The 15,050-nt window shown below is 61.2% G+C and carries 12 protein-coding genes, 2 tRNA genes and 3 rRNA genes; 15 read left to right on the forward strand and 2 right to left on the reverse strand.

Annotated features, from left to right (window positions below):
- Positions 1-24: 24 nt before the first annotated feature.
- Genes fliM through U5O44_RS15850 form a run of 9 tightly spaced genes read left to right on the forward strand, consistent with a single transcriptional unit; the run spans position 25 to position 5,124 of the window.
- Positions 25-1,026: a flagellar motor switch protein FliM gene (gene fliM / locus U5O44_RS15810; protein ID WP_322589380.1), complete on the forward strand. Its 1,002-nt coding sequence runs from the start codon at positions 25-27 to the stop codon at positions 1,024-1,026.
- A complete protein-coding gene (gene fliN / locus U5O44_RS15815; RefSeq protein WP_322589381.1) occupies positions 1,019-1,489 on the forward strand; it encodes a flagellar motor switch protein FliN in 471 nt (156 codons plus the stop codon). Before fliM ends, fliN begins: the two co-directional genes overlap by 8 nt.
- 12 nt (positions 1,490-1,501) lie before the next feature.
- Positions 1,502-1,915, forward strand: a complete 414-nt coding sequence (locus U5O44_RS15820; RefSeq protein WP_322589382.1) for a FliO/MopB family protein — start codon at positions 1,502-1,504, stop codon at positions 1,913-1,915.
- A complete protein-coding gene (fliP, locus tag U5O44_RS15825) occupies positions 1,905-2,669 on the forward strand; it encodes a flagellar type III secretion system pore protein FliP (RefSeq protein WP_322589383.1) in 765 nt (254 codons plus the stop codon). The genes U5O44_RS15820 and fliP overlap by 11 nt, the downstream gene beginning before the upstream one ends.
- 10 nt (positions 2,670-2,679) lie before the next feature.
- Entirely contained in the window at positions 2,680-2,949 is a 270-nt protein-coding gene (fliQ, locus tag U5O44_RS15830) for a flagellar biosynthesis protein FliQ (protein WP_322589384.1), read from the forward strand.
- 28 nt (positions 2,950-2,977) lie between these two features.
- Positions 2,978-3,742: a flagellar biosynthetic protein FliR gene (gene fliR, locus U5O44_RS15835; RefSeq protein ID WP_322589385.1), complete on the forward strand. Its 765-nt coding sequence runs from the start codon at positions 2,978-2,980 to the stop codon at positions 3,740-3,742.
- Between the two features lie 45 nt (positions 3,743-3,787).
- On the forward strand, positions 3,788-4,393 hold the full coding sequence (locus U5O44_RS15840) for a hypothetical protein (RefSeq protein ID WP_322589386.1): 606 nt from the start codon (positions 3,788-3,790) through the stop codon (positions 4,391-4,393).
- Between the two features lie 34 nt (positions 4,394-4,427).
- Complete coding sequence (locus U5O44_RS15845) at positions 4,428-4,886, forward strand: PTS sugar transporter subunit IIA (protein WP_322589387.1); 459 nt, start codon at positions 4,428-4,430, stop codon at positions 4,884-4,886.
- Positions 4,855-5,124, forward strand: a complete 270-nt coding sequence (locus tag U5O44_RS15850; RefSeq protein WP_322589388.1) for an HPr family phosphocarrier protein — start codon at positions 4,855-4,857, stop codon at positions 5,122-5,124. The genes U5O44_RS15845 and U5O44_RS15850 overlap by 32 nt, the downstream gene beginning before the upstream one ends.
- A gap of 28 nt (positions 5,125-5,152) precedes the next feature.
- Here U5O44_RS15850 and U5O44_RS15855 read toward each other — a convergent pair whose 3' ends face one another.
- Complete coding sequence (locus U5O44_RS15855) at positions 5,153-5,983, reverse strand: GNAT family N-acetyltransferase (RefSeq protein WP_322589389.1); 831 nt, start codon at positions 5,981-5,983, stop codon at positions 5,153-5,155.
- A 201-nt stretch (positions 5,984-6,184) separates the two neighbouring features.
- Here U5O44_RS15855 and ptsP point away from each other — a divergent pair, with 201 nt between their 5' ends.
- The 6 genes from ptsP to rrf all read left to right on the forward strand — a co-directional run bounded on the left by ptsP (position 6,185) and on the right by rrf (position 13,678).
- Complete coding sequence (ptsP, locus tag U5O44_RS15860; protein ID WP_322589390.1) at positions 6,185-7,981, forward strand: phosphoenolpyruvate--protein phosphotransferase; 1,797 nt, start codon at positions 6,185-6,187, stop codon at positions 7,979-7,981.
- A gap of 371 nt (positions 7,982-8,352) precedes the next feature.
- A 16S ribosomal RNA gene (locus U5O44_RS15865) occupies positions 8,353-9,879 on the forward strand.
- Between the two features lie 119 nt (positions 9,880-9,998).
- A tRNA-Ile gene (locus tag U5O44_RS15870) sits at positions 9,999-10,075 on the forward strand.
- Between the two features lie 14 nt (positions 10,076-10,089).
- Positions 10,090-10,165, forward strand: a tRNA-Ala gene (locus U5O44_RS15875).
- 356 nt (positions 10,166-10,521) lie between these two features.
- Positions 10,522-13,402 (forward strand): 23S ribosomal RNA (locus U5O44_RS15880).
- A 162-nt stretch (positions 13,403-13,564) separates the two neighbouring features.
- Positions 13,565-13,678: ribosomal RNA gene (rrf, locus tag U5O44_RS15885) — 5S ribosomal RNA — on the forward strand.
- Together the 16S, 23S and 5S rRNA genes with 2 tRNA genes alongside form the textbook arrangement of a ribosomal RNA operon.
- 154 nt (positions 13,679-13,832) lie before the next feature.
- Here the strand turns inward: rrf and U5O44_RS15890 are convergent.
- Positions 13,833-15,029 (reverse strand): amino acid aminotransferase, encoded by a 1,197-nt coding sequence (locus tag U5O44_RS15890; protein WP_322589391.1) that lies wholly within the window; start codon positions 15,027-15,029, stop codon positions 13,833-13,835.
- Positions 15,030-15,050 lie beyond the last annotated feature (21 nt).

Genomic DNA, 15,050 nt, shown 5'->3' on the forward strand with positions numbered 1-15,050 from the left:
GCGCCGCCCGACAGCGAGAACACCATGAGCCAGCTGAACCTGTCCCAGGATGAGGTCGATGCCCTGCTGGACGGCATTTCGGGTGACGTGCCCGGTGATGTGTCGGACAAGCCCAAGGGGCAGGTGCGCGACTACAACCTGGCGAGCGAGGAGCGCATCGTGCGTGGGCGCATGCCCATGCTCGAAGCGATCAACGAACGCTTCGCCCGCAATGTCTGTCCGGTGATGACGGCGTTCACGCACCGGACGATGGAAGTCGCCGCCGGCGACATCAAGGTCCACAAGTACAGCAACTACTTGCGCGAGACCATGGTGCCGACGAACTTCAACATCGTCTCGCTGCGGCCGCTGCGCGGTGCGGGGCTGGTGGTGTGCGATCCGGCCTTCGTGTTCGCGGTGATCGACGCGCTGTTCGGCGGCGTGGGCAAGTACCCGGTGCGCATCGAGGGCCGCGAGTTCTCGCCGACCGAGCACCGCGTGATCATGCGGCTGGTCGAGATCATCCTATCCGAATACAACCGGGCGTGGCAGGGCGTGTACCCGGTCGAGCTGGCCTACCAGCGCTCGGAGATGCAGCCGCAGTTCGTCAACATCGCCTCGGCGAGCGAGCTGGTGGTCAGCACGGTGTTCACGGTGGAGATCGGCGAGTCGGTCGGCACGATCCAGATCTGTTTCCCCTACTCGTCGCTGGAGCCGATCCGCGACGTGCTGCGCAGCAGCAACCAGGGCGAAGGCCCGGGCAAGGACGGCCGCTGGGTGCGCATGCTGTCCGACGAGATTCAATCGGCCGAGGTGCAGCTGGTGGCCGAACTGGCCCACGCGCCCGCCACGGTCGAGCAACTGCTGGCGATGAAAGCCGGCGATTTCATCGAGCTGGAGCTGGGCAAGCTGATCCGCGCCAAGGTGGACGGCGTGCCGGTCGTCGAGGCCAGCTACGGCACCTCGAACGGGCACTACGCCCTCCGCGTGGAACGCATGTTGACCAGTCCCCAGGTGAGCTGGATCGGAGACCACAAAAATGTCTGATGCTGTGCAATCGGGTCTGTCCGAACAGGACGCCCTGGCCGCCGAATGGGCGGCCGCGCTGGACGAATCACCGCAGACCGCCGAGGTCGGGTCGTCGGTCGAGACCCTGTCCGGCTACGGATCTGGCGTCACGCAGGCGGCCTTCACCGACTTCGGCAGCCCGGGCGACCCGTCGGGTGCCGGGGCGGTGGGCGGCAAGGACCTGAACCTGATCCTGGACATTCCGGTGCAGCTCACGGTCGAGTTGGGCCGCACGCGCATCCCCATCAAGAACATCCTGCACCTGGCCCAGGGCTCGGTGGTCGAGCTGGACGCGATGGCGGGCGAGCCGATGGACGTGCTGGTCAACGGCTACCTGATCGCGCAGGGCGAGGTGGTGGTGGTGAACGAGAAGTTCGGCGTGCGCCTGACCGACATCGTCACCCCCAGCGAGCGCATGCGCCGGCTCTCCCGTGGCAACTGAACAGGTGGCGTGATGACCCCTACGCTTGGCTCGCCGTTGACCTCGCTGACACCGCTGCTCTGGCTGGTGCTGGTGCTGGTGTCGATTCCGGTCGCGCTCTGGCTGCTCAGGCGCAGCGGCTATGCGGGGCTGTCGCCGCGTGCGGTGCCGGGCAGCGTGCGGGTGGTGTCGCAGTCGGCGCTCTCGCCGCAGCACCGACTGGTGACGGTCGAGGTCGGCGAGGGTGCCGAGCGGTGCTGGCTGGTGCTGGGCATGACGGGGCAGCAGATCTCGGTGCTGCACCGCCTGGTGCCGCCGCCGAGCGAGGGTGAGCCCGCCCGCAGCACGCCGGCATTGCCATCGATCGCCGGCACCAGCTTCGGCTATCTCCTCACGCAATGGCGCCGTGGACCGCAGGGTCCGGCGGTGCAGTCCCATGAACAGTGACACGCTGCGGCGTTGCCGGACGGGCGCTGTGCTGGCGCTGCTGGCGACCGCGCTGTCGCCCGCGCTCGCGCAAGGGGGAGCCGCCGGACTGCCGTTGATGGTGGGGCAGGGCAGCGGGGGGAGCACCTACTCGGTGCCGATCCAGACCCTGCTCTTTTTCACCACGCTGTCCTTTTTGCCGGCGATGCTGCTGATGATGACGGGCTTCACCCGCATCGTCATCGTGCTGAGCCTGCTGCGCCAGGCCATGGGCACGCAGGCCGCACCGCCCAACCAGGTCATCATCGGCCTGTCGATGTTCCTGACCCTGTTCGTCATGGGTCCGACGCTGGACAAGGTTCACGCCGACGCCTACAAGCCCTACGCCGCCAGCCAGATCAGTTTCGAGGAGGCGGTCAGCCGCGCCGAGGCACCGATGCGCCAGTTCATGCTGCGCCAGACCCGGCAGTCGGATGTGGCCCTGTTCTCGCGGCTGGCCCGGCTGGAGGGATCTCCCAAGCCCGAGGCCTTGCCGCTGCGGGTGCTGGTGCCGGCCTTTGTCACCAGCGAGCTGAAGTCGGCCTTCCAGATCGGTTTCCTGATCTTCATCCCGTTCCTGGTGATCGACATGGTGGTCGCCAGCGTGCTGATGAGTCTGGGGATGATGATGCTGTCGCCCGTGCTGGTGGCCTTGCCGTTCAAGCTGATGCTGTTCGTGCTGGCCGACGGCTGGAACCTGCTGCTGGGGTCGCTGGCCGCCAGCTTCTCTGTCTGAGGACCACAGCATGAATTCCTCTCAAGTGTTCACCTACGGCCAGGAGGCGCTGGTCATGCTGCTGACGGTGGCCGCGCCGATGCTGCTGACGATCCTGCTGGTGGGTCTGGTGGTGAGCGTGCTGCAGGCCGCGACCCAGTTGCACGAGGCCACGTTGTCCTTTGTGCCGAAGGTGCTGGCGGGTGTGGCGGTGATGATGGTTGCCGGGCCGTGGATGCTGACGACGCTGGTGGAGTATCTGCAGCGGGTGCTGCAGGCCATTCCAGGCGCGGTCGGCTGAGCCGGCCTGCTGCGCTGCGGCCCTGCCCATGATCGGCTTCAACGAGGCGCAGGTCCTGGAATGGGTGCTGCCGGTGCTGTGGCCGCTGCTGCGGGTGCTGGGCCTGTTCACGGCGGCGCCGGTGTTGTCGATGCGTTCGATTCCCGTGCGCGTGCGGGTGGGGCTGGCCTTGCTGGTGGCGCTGTGTGCACAGCCTGGTCTGCCGCCCATGCCCGTCGTGTCCCTCGACAGTCCGACCGCGCTGGCCATGGTCGCGCAGCAGGTGGTGGTCGGGCTGACCATTGGCTTTGCTGCGCGGGTGGTGTTCACCGCGATCGAATTCGCGGGCGAGATCATCGGTCTGCAGATGGGCCTGAACTTCGCCAGCTTCTTCGACCCGACCAGCGGCTCGCAGGTCACGGCCACAGCCCGCTTCTTCAACACGATGGCCGCCTGGCTGTTCGTGGTCATCAACGGCCATCTGCTGCTGACGGCTGTGGTCGTCGAGAGCTTTCAGCGCTTTCCGGTGTCCGACCATCCGCTGGACCTGCTGCTGCAGATCCAGCCCCAGGTCTGGGGGGCTGACCTGTTCCGCTATGGTCTGTGGATCGCCTTGCCCACCATCACGATGCTGACCTTCGTCAATCTGGTGCTCGGGCTGATTTCCCGGGTCGCCCAGCAGCTGCAGATCTTCTCGATCGGCTTCACCGTCACCATCACGGTCGGCCTGTTCGGGCTGCTGTTCACGTTGCCGATGCTGCAGACGCCGATGCTGGCGGTGCTGGAACGCTTGCTCGTGCAGTTCCAGCCCTGAGGGCGTTGCCAGCAGGCCTTGGCCGCCTGTGGCGATAATGCGGCCATGCTGCGCACGACACCCGCCGACAACCGATCTGCACACCCGCTGCCTGCGCAGCTGCGCCCGTGGTGGGCCCGCTCGTGGGCCGGTTCGTGTGCCCTGCTTGGCCTGTGCGGACTGCTGAGCGCCTGCTCCCCGACGCTGAACTGGCGCGTCGTGGACATCGGTCCTCAGACGCAGGTGCAGTTCCCATGCAAACCTGAACACGCCGAGCGTGCGCTGGTGCTGGCCGGTGCGCCTGCCCGTGCCGCGATGTGGGCCTGCGAAGCGGGAGGGGTTTCCTGGTCGGCCACGCTGCTGGATGTCAGGGATCCAGCCCAGCTCGGCGATGTCCTGCGCGAGTCCCGTCTCAGTCTGGCGCGCCGGCTCCAGGGCCGCGAGGAGTCGGTGCAGCCCGTGCAGCTGCGCGGCATGACGCCCAATGCGGAGGCCCGGCGGGTAGTCATCCTCGGTCCGGTGGGCGAGGGCCAGCCGGCGCGGGCCGAAGCGGTGTTCGTCACCCGCGGTCTCCAGGTGTTCCAGCTGGTCGCGATGGCCCAGCGCGGCAGGCCAGCGGACTGGGCCGACAGCGCCGATGAATTCCTGCGCAGCGTGCGCTGGCCGAGCTGAACAGGCCGGTGTGCATCACCCATAATCCGCGTCCATGGCCTGCCTGCTGATCATTGCCCATGCCCCGATGGCTTCGACGCTGAAGCAGGTGGCTGCCCACACGTTTGCCGACGCCGCGGAACGGATGCGCGTGTTCGACGTGCCGCCAGACATGGCGCCGGAGGACATCGAGGCCCATCTGCGCACCCTGCTGCCGGGCGAGGACGAGGTCGATCCCGAGGCCTTGATGCTGATCGACGTGTTCGGGGCTACGCCGGCCAATGTCGCGCAGCGGCTGGTCGACGGCCTGCGCATCCGGGCGGTGGCTGGCGTGAACGTGGCGATGCTGTGGCGCACCTTGGGCTCGCCTGTCGGGCTGGCGCTCAACGAACTCTTCGACCGGGCGATGAAAGGGGGCGTCCAGGGGGTGCTCCCGGTGGCGTCGACCCGTCCGCAAAACCAAGCCTTCACTCCTGGCGGCCATGATCCGAACCAACATCATCATCAGCAATAAGCTCGGTCTGCATGCCCGGGCTTCCGCCAAGTTCACCAAGCTGGCCGGCAGTTTCCCTTGTGACACCTTCGTCAGCCGCAATGGCCGGCGCGTCAATGCCAAGAGCATCATGGGGGTGATGATGCTGGCCGCGGGTATCGGCAGCGAGATCGAGATCGAGACCAGCGGCGCGCGCGAGCAGGAAGCGATGGACGCCCTGTGCGCCCTTGTGCACGACAAGTTCGGCGAAGGCGACTGAACCTGTCCCGGACGCCCGCAGGCCGGTCTCAGTCGGCCAGAAAATGTCGCCGGTACCGCTCGGGCAAGTCCTGCAGCCGCATCATCATCGGCAGGTCGGCCGTGTTGAAATCTGGATCCCAGGCCGGCGCGCCGAGCACCTTGGCACCGCAGCGCAGATAGCCCTTGATCAGCGGCGGCAGCTCGGCCGGCAGATCACGGCGCAGGTCCTCGACCGGCAAGGCCAGCCGTGGCCGCACCTGGTATTCGGGCGAGGCGAGGTGGGTGATGCGCAAACGCTCCCAGAGACTGGCGGCGACGTGACCGCCGTCGTGCATCGAGACGCTGGCACAGCCGATCACGATGTCCAGCTGGTTCGATTGCAGAAACGCCCCCAGTGCACCCCAGAGTGCCAGGATCACGCCACCCTGGCGGTGTGCAGGATGGACGCACGAACGACCCAGTTCGGCGGTGCGTCCCAGTCGACTCCGCAAGGCGGTGAGGTCGAACTCGGTGTCGCTGTACCAGCCGCCCAGACGTTGCGCTGCGCCGGGTGTGAGCACCCGGTAGGTGCCGATGACTTCACCGGCCTGGGCGGAGTCGTCCTCGCAGCGCACGATGAGGTGCTCGCAATAGGCGTCGAAGCGGTCGATGTCCAGCCCGGCGGGCGAGCCGGGAGGCACCGTCAGCTGGGCGCCCATTTCCTCGGCGAAGACGCGGTAGCGCAGCGCCTGGGCTTCGCGGACCTCGTCCAGATGTCTGGCCCACGAGATGCTGAAGCGCTCGACCGGCGCGCGGGCTGCCCGAGGTGCCGCGGGCGCCGGCTTGCGGAGCGGGCGCAGATCGGCCAGTGGCAGGGTGGGCTGGGGAAGTTCCCTCATCGACAGCTCCTCTAATCAATAGGCGCATCGTTGTCGATGGCAGTGACAGCGGCGTGTCGGTGCGATGACGTCTCGGTGACGTGGTGACGACACGTTGTCGGCGGAGTGGCGGCGGGGTGGCGGCGTGCGGGTGGGTGAGGGCCGTGTGCGCAGGGGTGTTACCGGAGCGACAGCGCCGGTCCGGACTGCTAGCATCCCTGCATGAGTGTGCAGGTATTTGGATTGCCGGTGTCCCGCGGAGTCGCGATCGGACGTGCCGTGCTGGTGGCCTCCAGCCGGGTCGATGTGGCCCATTATTTTGTCGAGCCCCACCAGATCCGGGGCGAGATCACGCGGCTTGCGGTCGCGCGGGATCTGGTCTGCTCCGAACTGGAGCTGCTCAAGCAGGAAGTCCAGGGGGACACACCGGCAGAGCTGGTGGCGCTGCTGGATGTGCACGTGATGCTGCTGAACGATGAGGTGCTGGCGACGGCGACGCGCCAGTGGATCGAAGAGCGCCACTACAACGCAGAGTGGGCCGTGGCGGCGCAGCTGGACGCGCTGACGCGGCAGTTCGACGAGATGGAGGACGAGTATCTGCGCGAGCGCAAGGCCGATGTCGAGCAGGTGGCCGAGCGGCTGTTGCAGGCGCTGGCGCGCGCGGACAAGGCCTGCATGCCGCCGATCATGCGCCACGGGACAGGTGTCGGTTCGGCGCAAGGTGACGCGACGCCGCTGGTCCTGGTTGCCAACGACATCTCGCCGGCCGACATGATGCAGTTCAAGGGTAGCGTCTTCCGCGGGTTCGTCACCGAGGTTGGCGGGCGTACGTCGCACACCGCCATCGTCGCGCGCAGTCTGGACATTCCTGCGGTGGTCGGGGCACGTGAGGCCAGCCGGCTCGTCCGCCAGGATGACTGGGTGATCATCGACGGCGACGCCGGCATCGTGATCGTCGACCCGTCGCCCATGGTGCTGGATGAATACCGCTTCCGGCAGCGTCAGGGACATCTGGAGCGTGACCGCCTGGCGCGTCTGCGCGGGCGGCCCGCCGTGACGCTGGATGGACACCGCATCCAGCTGCTGGCCAATATCGAGTTGCCGGGGGACACGGCTGCAGCGCTGGATGCGGGTGCGGAAGGGGTCGGCTTGTTTCGCAGCGAGTTTCTGTTCATGAACCGTGCGGGAGAGTTGCCGGACGAACAGGAGCAGTACGAAGCCTACCGCGCCGCGGTGGAGTCGATGCGCGGCTTGCCGGTCACGATCCGGACCATCGACATCGGCGCAGACAAGCCGCTTGACCGGATGAGTGTCAACGAACTCAAGCACGACCACACGCTCAACCCGGCGCTCGGGCTGCGCGCGATCCGCTGGAGTCTGGCGGACCCGGACATGTTCGAGGGGCAATTGCGGGCCATCTTGCGCGCGGCGGTCCATGGTCCTGTGCGTCTGCTGGTGCCGATGATTTCGCATCCCAGTGAAATACGCGCGACGCTGGACGCTGTGGAGCGTGCCCGTGCAAGACTCGCCGCGGAGGGAATTCCCCATGGGGTTGTCGCGCTGGGCGCCATGATCGAGGTGCCGGCCGCGGCGCTGATGCTGCCGCGATTCCTTCGACATTTTGATTTTGTGTCGATCGGGACGAACGACCTCATCCAGTACACCCTGGCCATCGACCGAGCTGACGAAGCCGTTGCGCATCTCTACGACCCCTGGCATCCCGCCGTGCTGGCGTTGATTGCCAGCACCATCCGCATGGCGCTGGCAGCTGGCAAGGATGTCAGCGTCTGTGGAGAAATGGCAGGAGATCCGGACTTCACCGAGGTGCTGCTGTCGTTTGGTCTGCGCTCGTTCAGCATGCACCCGACCCAATTGCCCACCATCAAGCAGCGGATTCTGCGCACGGAGATGGCTGCTCTTGCCGGACTGGCTGACACAGTGCTGGCGGCGGAAGATCCCCAGCAGGCCGGCCGGGCGTCTGTGCGCCGGCTGGGCGGCCAGGCTGCGCCCGCTGCCTGAAAAATTCTTGGGTGAAGTGCTTGCGTTGCTGATTTGATTCGATCTACAATCGTGGTCTTCGCTGCAGACAAAAAGTTGTTTGCAGCGAGACAGAGCGGCGGATCATACTAGTTCGCTCAGCAAGTAAAGACCCTGTTAACGTCAATGACTTGACAGTGTTTTAAAAGTTGATGATAATCTCGCTTCTGTGCTGACGACTGGTTCTTCTGGTTGTTGCCCCGGTTCTCCGGATGCTCTTTAAAAATTAACAGCCGATAAGCGTGGGCGTTTGAAGGCGAGTGCCTGGATCTTCGGGTCCGGTCTCATGGACCTTAAACGCTCATGGAAAATTTGAAGTGAAGTTCACTTCAATTCCTTGAGAACACAAGATCGAACTGAAGAGTTTGATCCTGGCTCAGATTGAACGCTGGCGGTATGCCTTACACATGCAAGTCGAACGGTAGAGGGGCAACCCTTGAGAGTGGCGAACGGGTGAGTAATACATCGGAACGTGCCCAGTCGTGGGGGATAACGTAGCGAAAGCTACGCTAATACCGCATACGACCTGAGGGTGAAAGCGGGGGACTCGCAAGGGCCTCGCGCGATTGGAGCGGCCGATGGCAGATTAGGTAGTTGGTGGGGTAAAGGCCCACCAAGCCTGCGATCTGTAGCTGGTCTGAGAGGACGACCAGCCACACTGGGACTGAGACACGGCCCAGACTCCTACGGGAGGCAGCAGTGGGGAATTTTGGACAATGGGCGAAAGCCTGATCCAGCCATACCGCGTGCGGGAAGAAGGCCTTCGGGTTGTAAACCGCTTTTGTCAGGGAAGAAATGCTTCGGGCTAATACCCTGGAGCGATGACGGTACCTGAAGAATAAGCACCGGCTAACTACGTGCCAGCAGCCGCGGTAATACGTAGGGTGCAAGCGTTAATCGGAATTACTGGGCGTAAAGCGTGCGCAGGCGGTTCTATAAGACAGATGTGAAATCCCCGGGCTCAACCTGGGAACTGCATTTGTGACTGTAGAGCTAGAGTACGGTAGAGGGGGATGGAATTCCGCGTGTAGCAGTGAAATGCGTAGATATGCGGAGGAACACCGATGGCGAAGGCAATCCCCTGGACCTGTACTGACGCTCATGCACGAAAGCGTGGGGAGCAAACAGGATTAGATACCCTGGTAGTCCACGCCCTAAACGATGTCAACTGGTTGTTGGGAGGGTTTCTTCTCAGTAACGAAGCTAACGCGTGAAGTTGACCGCCTGGGGAGTACGGCCGCAAGGTTGAAACTCAAAGGAATTGACGGGGACCCGCACAAGCGGTGGATGATGTGGTTTAATTCGATGCAACGCGAAAAACCTTACCTACCCTTGACATGTCTGAAATCCTGCAGAGATGTGGGAGTGCTCGAAAGAGAATCAGAACACAGGTGCTGCATGGCCGTCGTCAGCTCGTGTCGTGAGATGTTGGGTTAAGTCCCGCAACGAGCGCAACCCTTGTCATTAGTTGCTACGAAAGGGCACTCTAATGAGACTGCCGGTGACAAACCGGAGGAAGGTGGGGATGACGTCAGGTCCTCATGGCCCTTATGGGTAGGGCTACACACGTCATACAATGGCCGGTACAGAGGGCTGCCAACCCGCGAGGGGGAGCCAATCCCAGAAAACCGGTCGTAGTCCGGATCGCAGTCTGCAACTCGACTGCGTGAAGTCGGAATCGCTAGTAATCGCGGATCAGCTTGCCGCGGTGAATACGTTCCCGGGTCTTGTACACACCGCCCGTCACACCATGGGAGCGGGTCTCGCCAGAAGTAGTTAGCCTAACCGCAAGGAGGGCGATTACCACGGCGGGGTTCGTGACTGGGGTGAAGTCGTAACAAGGTAGCCGTATCGGAAGGTGCGGCTGGATCACCTCCTTTCTGGAAAATGACGAAGCAGCCTGGCAGGTCTTAGGACCATCCTGGTCAGCCAAGTCCAAACTGGTGCTCAAGTTCTTGCGCCCACACTTATCGGTTGTTACGACAGATGCAGAAGATTGGGGTCTGTAGCTCAGTCGGTTAGAGCACCGTCTTGATAAGGCGGGGGTCGTTGGTTCGAATCCAACCAGACCCACCACCGGTCATCAAGAAGGGGGATTAGCTCAGCTGGGAGAGCACCTGCTTTGCAAGCAGGGGGTCGTCGGTTCGATCCCGTCATCCTCCACCATTCTTCTGTAGTTCTTCTAGAGCAGACCTGAGCGCTTGTCGTCAAGCGTTCAGGTCTGCCTTTGAGAGAAGGCTGTTGTTCTTTAAAAATTCGTAGAGTCGAATCAGCGTTGCTGATGGAAAGCGAGCATGCATCCTTCGGGGTGGCGTGCAAGCACCGTGCCATCAGTGACGCATTGATTGCGTCAACAGACTTCAACCGTGAAAAGACTGGTTGTGGAGCGATCCGCAGCCAAGAAGAAAGCGAGTTGGAAAGTACGGCGAACGTGAATACTCAAATATCGGCACCAGCTTAGTCGCTGGGTGTCGGTGAAAGTCCTTGACGGCGTCGATTTGTCATCGATGTCAAAGTTATAGGGTCAAGTGACTAAGTGCATGTGGTGGATGCCTTGGCGATTACAGGCGACGAAGGACGTGATAGCCTGCGAAAAGCTTCGGGGAGCTGGCAAATTAGCTTTGATCCGGAGATATCCGAATGGGGAAACCCACCCGCAAGGGTATCGCATGATGAATACATAGTCATGCGAGGCGAACCCGGCGAACTGAAACATCTCAGTAGCTGGAGGAAAAGACATCAACCGAGATTCCGAGAGTAGTGGCGAGCGAAATCGGAAGAGCCTGTACGTTTTAGCAATCGACTTATCAGAACGGAATGGAAAGTCCGGCCACAGCGGGTGATAGCCCCGTATGAGAAAAGTCGGCTGTGGAACTGAGCGTACGACAAGTAGGGCGGGACACGTGTAATCCTGTCTGAATATGGGGGGACCATCCTCCAAGGCTAAATACTCGTAATCGACCGATAGTGAACAAGTACCGTGAGGGAAAGGCGAAAAGAACCCCGGGAGGGGAGTGAAATAGATCCTGAAACCGCATGCATACAAAAAGTAGGAGCCTGGAAACGGGTGACTGCGTACCTTTTGTATAATGGGTCAGCGACTTACATTCAGTGGCGAGCTTAACCGATTAGGGTAGGCGCAGGGAAACCGAGTCCGAATAGGGCGAATCAGTCGCTGGGTGTAGACCCGAAACCAAGTGATCTATCCATGGCCAGGATGAAGGTGCGGTAACACGCACTGGAGGTCCGAACCGACTAGTGTTGCAAAACTAGCGGATGAGCTGTGGATAGGGGTGAAAGGCTAAACAAACTTGGAAATAGCTGGTTCTCTCCGAAAACTATTTAGGTAGTGCCTCAAGTATTACCATCGGGGGTAGAGCACTGTTATGGCTAGGGGGTCATGGCGACTTACCAAACCATTGCAAACTCCGAATACCGATGAGTACAGCTTGGGAGACAGAGCACCGGGTGCTAACGTCCGGACTCAAGAGGGAAACAACCCAGACCGCCAGCTAAGGTCCCCAAAATTGGCTAAGTGGGAAACGAAGTGGGAAGGCTAAAACAGTCAGGATGTTGGCTTAGAAGCAGCCATCATTTAAAGAAAGCGTAATAGCTCACTGATCGAGTCGTCCTGCGCGGAAGATGTAACGGGGCTCAAGCCAGTTACCGAAGCTGCGGATGCACAGTTTACTGTGCGTGGTAGGAGAGCGTTCTGTAAGCCTGTGAAGGTGTCTTGTGAAGGATGCTGGAGGTATCAGAAGTGCGAATGCTGACATGAGTAGCGTTAAAGGGGGTGAAAAGCCCCCTCGCCGTAAGCGCAAGGTTTCCTACGCAACGTTCATCGGCGTAGGGTGAGTCGGCCCCTAAGGCGAGGCAGAGATGCGTAGCTGATGGGAAACAGGTGAATATTCCTGTACCGATTACAAGTGCGATGTGGGGACGGAGAAGGTTAGCTCAGCCGGGTGTTGGATGTCCCGGTTCAAGCGTGTAGTCATGCCCCTTAGGCAAATCCGGGGGGCTTAGATGAGGCGTGATAACGAGTCTGCTTGCAGACGAAGTGAGTGATACCCTGCTTCCAGGAAAAGCCACTAAGCTTCAGCTTGTAACGACCGTACCGCAAACCGACACTGGTGCGCGAGATGAGTATTCTAAGGCGCTTGAGAGAACTCTGGAGAAGGAACTCGGCAAATTGACACCGTAACTTCGGAAGAAGGTGTGCCTTTGGTAGGTGAACCATTGACTTGGGGAGCCGATAAAGGTCGCAGAGAATCGGTGGCTGCAACTGTTTAATAAAAACACAGCACTCTGCAAAGACGAAAGTCGACGTATAGGGTGTGACGCCTGCCCGGTGCTGGAAGATTAAATGATGGGGTGCAAGCTCTTGACTGAAGTCCCAGTAAACGGCGGCCGTAACTATAACGGTCCTAAGGTAGCGAAATTCCTTGTCGGGTAAGTTCCGACCTGCACGAATGGCGTAATGATGGCCACACTGTCTCCTCCAGAGACTCAGCGAAGTTGAAATGTTTGTGATGATGCAATCTCCCCGCGGAAAGACGGAAAGACCCCATGAACCTTTACTGTAGCTTTACATTGGACTTTGAACAGATCTGTGTAGGATAGGTGGGAGGCTTTGAAGTGAGGACGCTAGTTCTCATGGAGCCAACGTTGAAATACCACCCTGGTGTGTTTGAGGTTCTAACCTTGGCCCGTTATCCGGGTTGGGGACAGTGTATGGTGGGCAGTTTGACTGGGGCGGTCTCCTCCCAAAGTGTAACGGAGGAGTTCGAAGGTACGCTAAATACGGTCGGAAATCGTGTTGATAGTGCATTGGCATAAGCGTGCTTGACTGCGAGACTGACAAGTCGAGCAGGTACGAAAGTAGGACAAAGTGATCCGGTGGTTCTGTATGGAAGGGCCATCGCTCAACGGATAAAAGGTACTCTGGGGATAACAGGCTGATACCGCCCAAGAGTTCATATCGACGGCGGTGTTTGGCACCTCGATGTCGGCTCATCTCATCCTGGGGCTGTAGCCGGTCCCAAGGGTATGGCTGTTCGCCATTTAAAGAGGTACGTGAGCTGGGTTTAAAACGTCGTGAGACAGTTTGGTCCCTATCTTCCGTGGGCGCTGCAAGATTGAGAGAGCCTGCTCCTAGTACGAGAGGACCGGAGTGGACGCACCTCTGGTGTACCGGTTGTCACGCCAGTGGCATCGCCGGGTAGCTATGTGTGGAAGAGATAACCGCTGAAAGCATCTAAGCGGGAAACTCGTCTCAAGATGAGTCTTGCCGGGGCCTCGAGCCCCCTGAAGAGTCGTTCAAGACCAGGACGTTGATAGGCTGGGTGTGGAAGCGCAGTAATGCGTTAAGCTAACCAGTACTAATTGCTCGTGAGGCTTGACCCTATAACTTTGACATCAAAGTCAAAGCAGTATTCAGTGAACCGTACTTACAGTCTGTCCGTACAATATCCTTGTACAACGCAATCAATACCAGATTCGACTCTGCGAATTCCTGCCCACCCAAGGCGCTCTCCTCTGAGCACCCCACCGGGCAGACCCTTTACGCCTGACGACCATAGCAAGTTGGAACCACCCCTTCCCATCCCGAACAGGACCGTGAAACGACTTAGCGCCGATGATAGTGCGCACCGCGCGTGTGAAAGTAGGTCATCGTCAGGCTTCTACACCGCTTACCCCCTCTGCCCTCATCGGCCGAGGGGGTTTTGCTTTTGGGAAAGCGATTTTTCAACAACGTTGTTCAATCGCTTCCTCCCACCATTCCGCCCACAAAAAAGCGCCCCGCAGGGCGCTTTCCGATCCGTGATGTTTCAGATCACATCACTTTGACGATCGCATCGGCCACATAGTCGATGTTCTTGGTGTTCAGCGCGGCCACGCAAATCCGGCCCGAATCCACGCCGTACACACCAAACTCGCCGCGCAGGCGAACCATCTGGTCCTTGTTTAGGCCGGAGTAGCTGAACATGCCCTTCTGGCGGGTGATGAAACTCAGGTCACCCTTCACACCGGCCGCAGTCAGCTTTTCGACCAGCAGCACGCGCATTTGCTTGATGCGCACGCGCATGCCGGCCAGTTCCTCTTCCCACATCGCGCGCAGCGCCGGGGTGTTGAGCACCGTGGCGACCACTTGCGCGCCGTGTGTCGGCGGGTTGGAGTAGTTCGTGCGGATCGCGATCTTCAGTTGCGACAGCACGCGCGCGCATTCTTCCTTGCTTTCGCAGACGACCGACAGGCCGCCCACGCGCTCGCCGTACAGCGAGAAGCTCTTCGAGAACGAGGTGGAGACGAAGAAGTCGAGACTGGCGGCGACGAACTTCTGGATCACGGCGCCGTCTTCGGCGATGCCTTCACCGAAGCCTTGGTAGGCCATGTCCAGGAACGCGACCAGGTTGCGCTCCTTGATGACCGCGACCACTTCGTCCCACTGGGCGTCGGTGATGTCGTAGCCGGTCGGGTTGTGGCAGCAGGCGTGCAGCACCAGCACCGTGCCGGCGTCCGCCGCACGCAGCGCGCCGATCATGCCGGCGAAGTTGATGCCCTTGTTCTCGGCGTCGTAGTACGGGTAGGTGCCGACGGTGAAGCCCGCGTTGGTGAACAGTGCGCGGTGGTTTTCCCAGCTCGGGTCCGAGATCAGGACCGTGGCATTCGGGTTGACCTTCTTCAGGAAGTCCGCGCCGATCTTCAGGCCGCCGGTGCCGCCGATGGCCTGCACGGTGGCGACGCGACCGCCGGTGACGACGGCGCTGTCCGCACCGAACACGAGACCTTGCACCGCCTTGTCATAGGCGGCGATGCCGTCAATGGGCAGATAGCCGCGGGCCTTCGGGGCTTCGAACATCTGGCGCTCGGCTTCGACGACGCACTTCAGCAGCGGCAGCTTGCCGTTGTCGTCGTAGTAGACACCCACGCCCAGGTTGACCTTGGCGGGGTTGGTGTCGGCACCAAACTGTTCGTTCAGACCCAGGATCGGGTCACGCGGGGCCATTTCGACGGCAGAAAAGAGGGACATGTTCGGGCGTCCGGCAGACGT

This window comes from Sphaerotilus sp. (assembly GCF_034519685.1).
GTDB lineage: Bacteria > Pseudomonadota > Gammaproteobacteria > Burkholderiales > Burkholderiaceae_C > Sphaerotilus.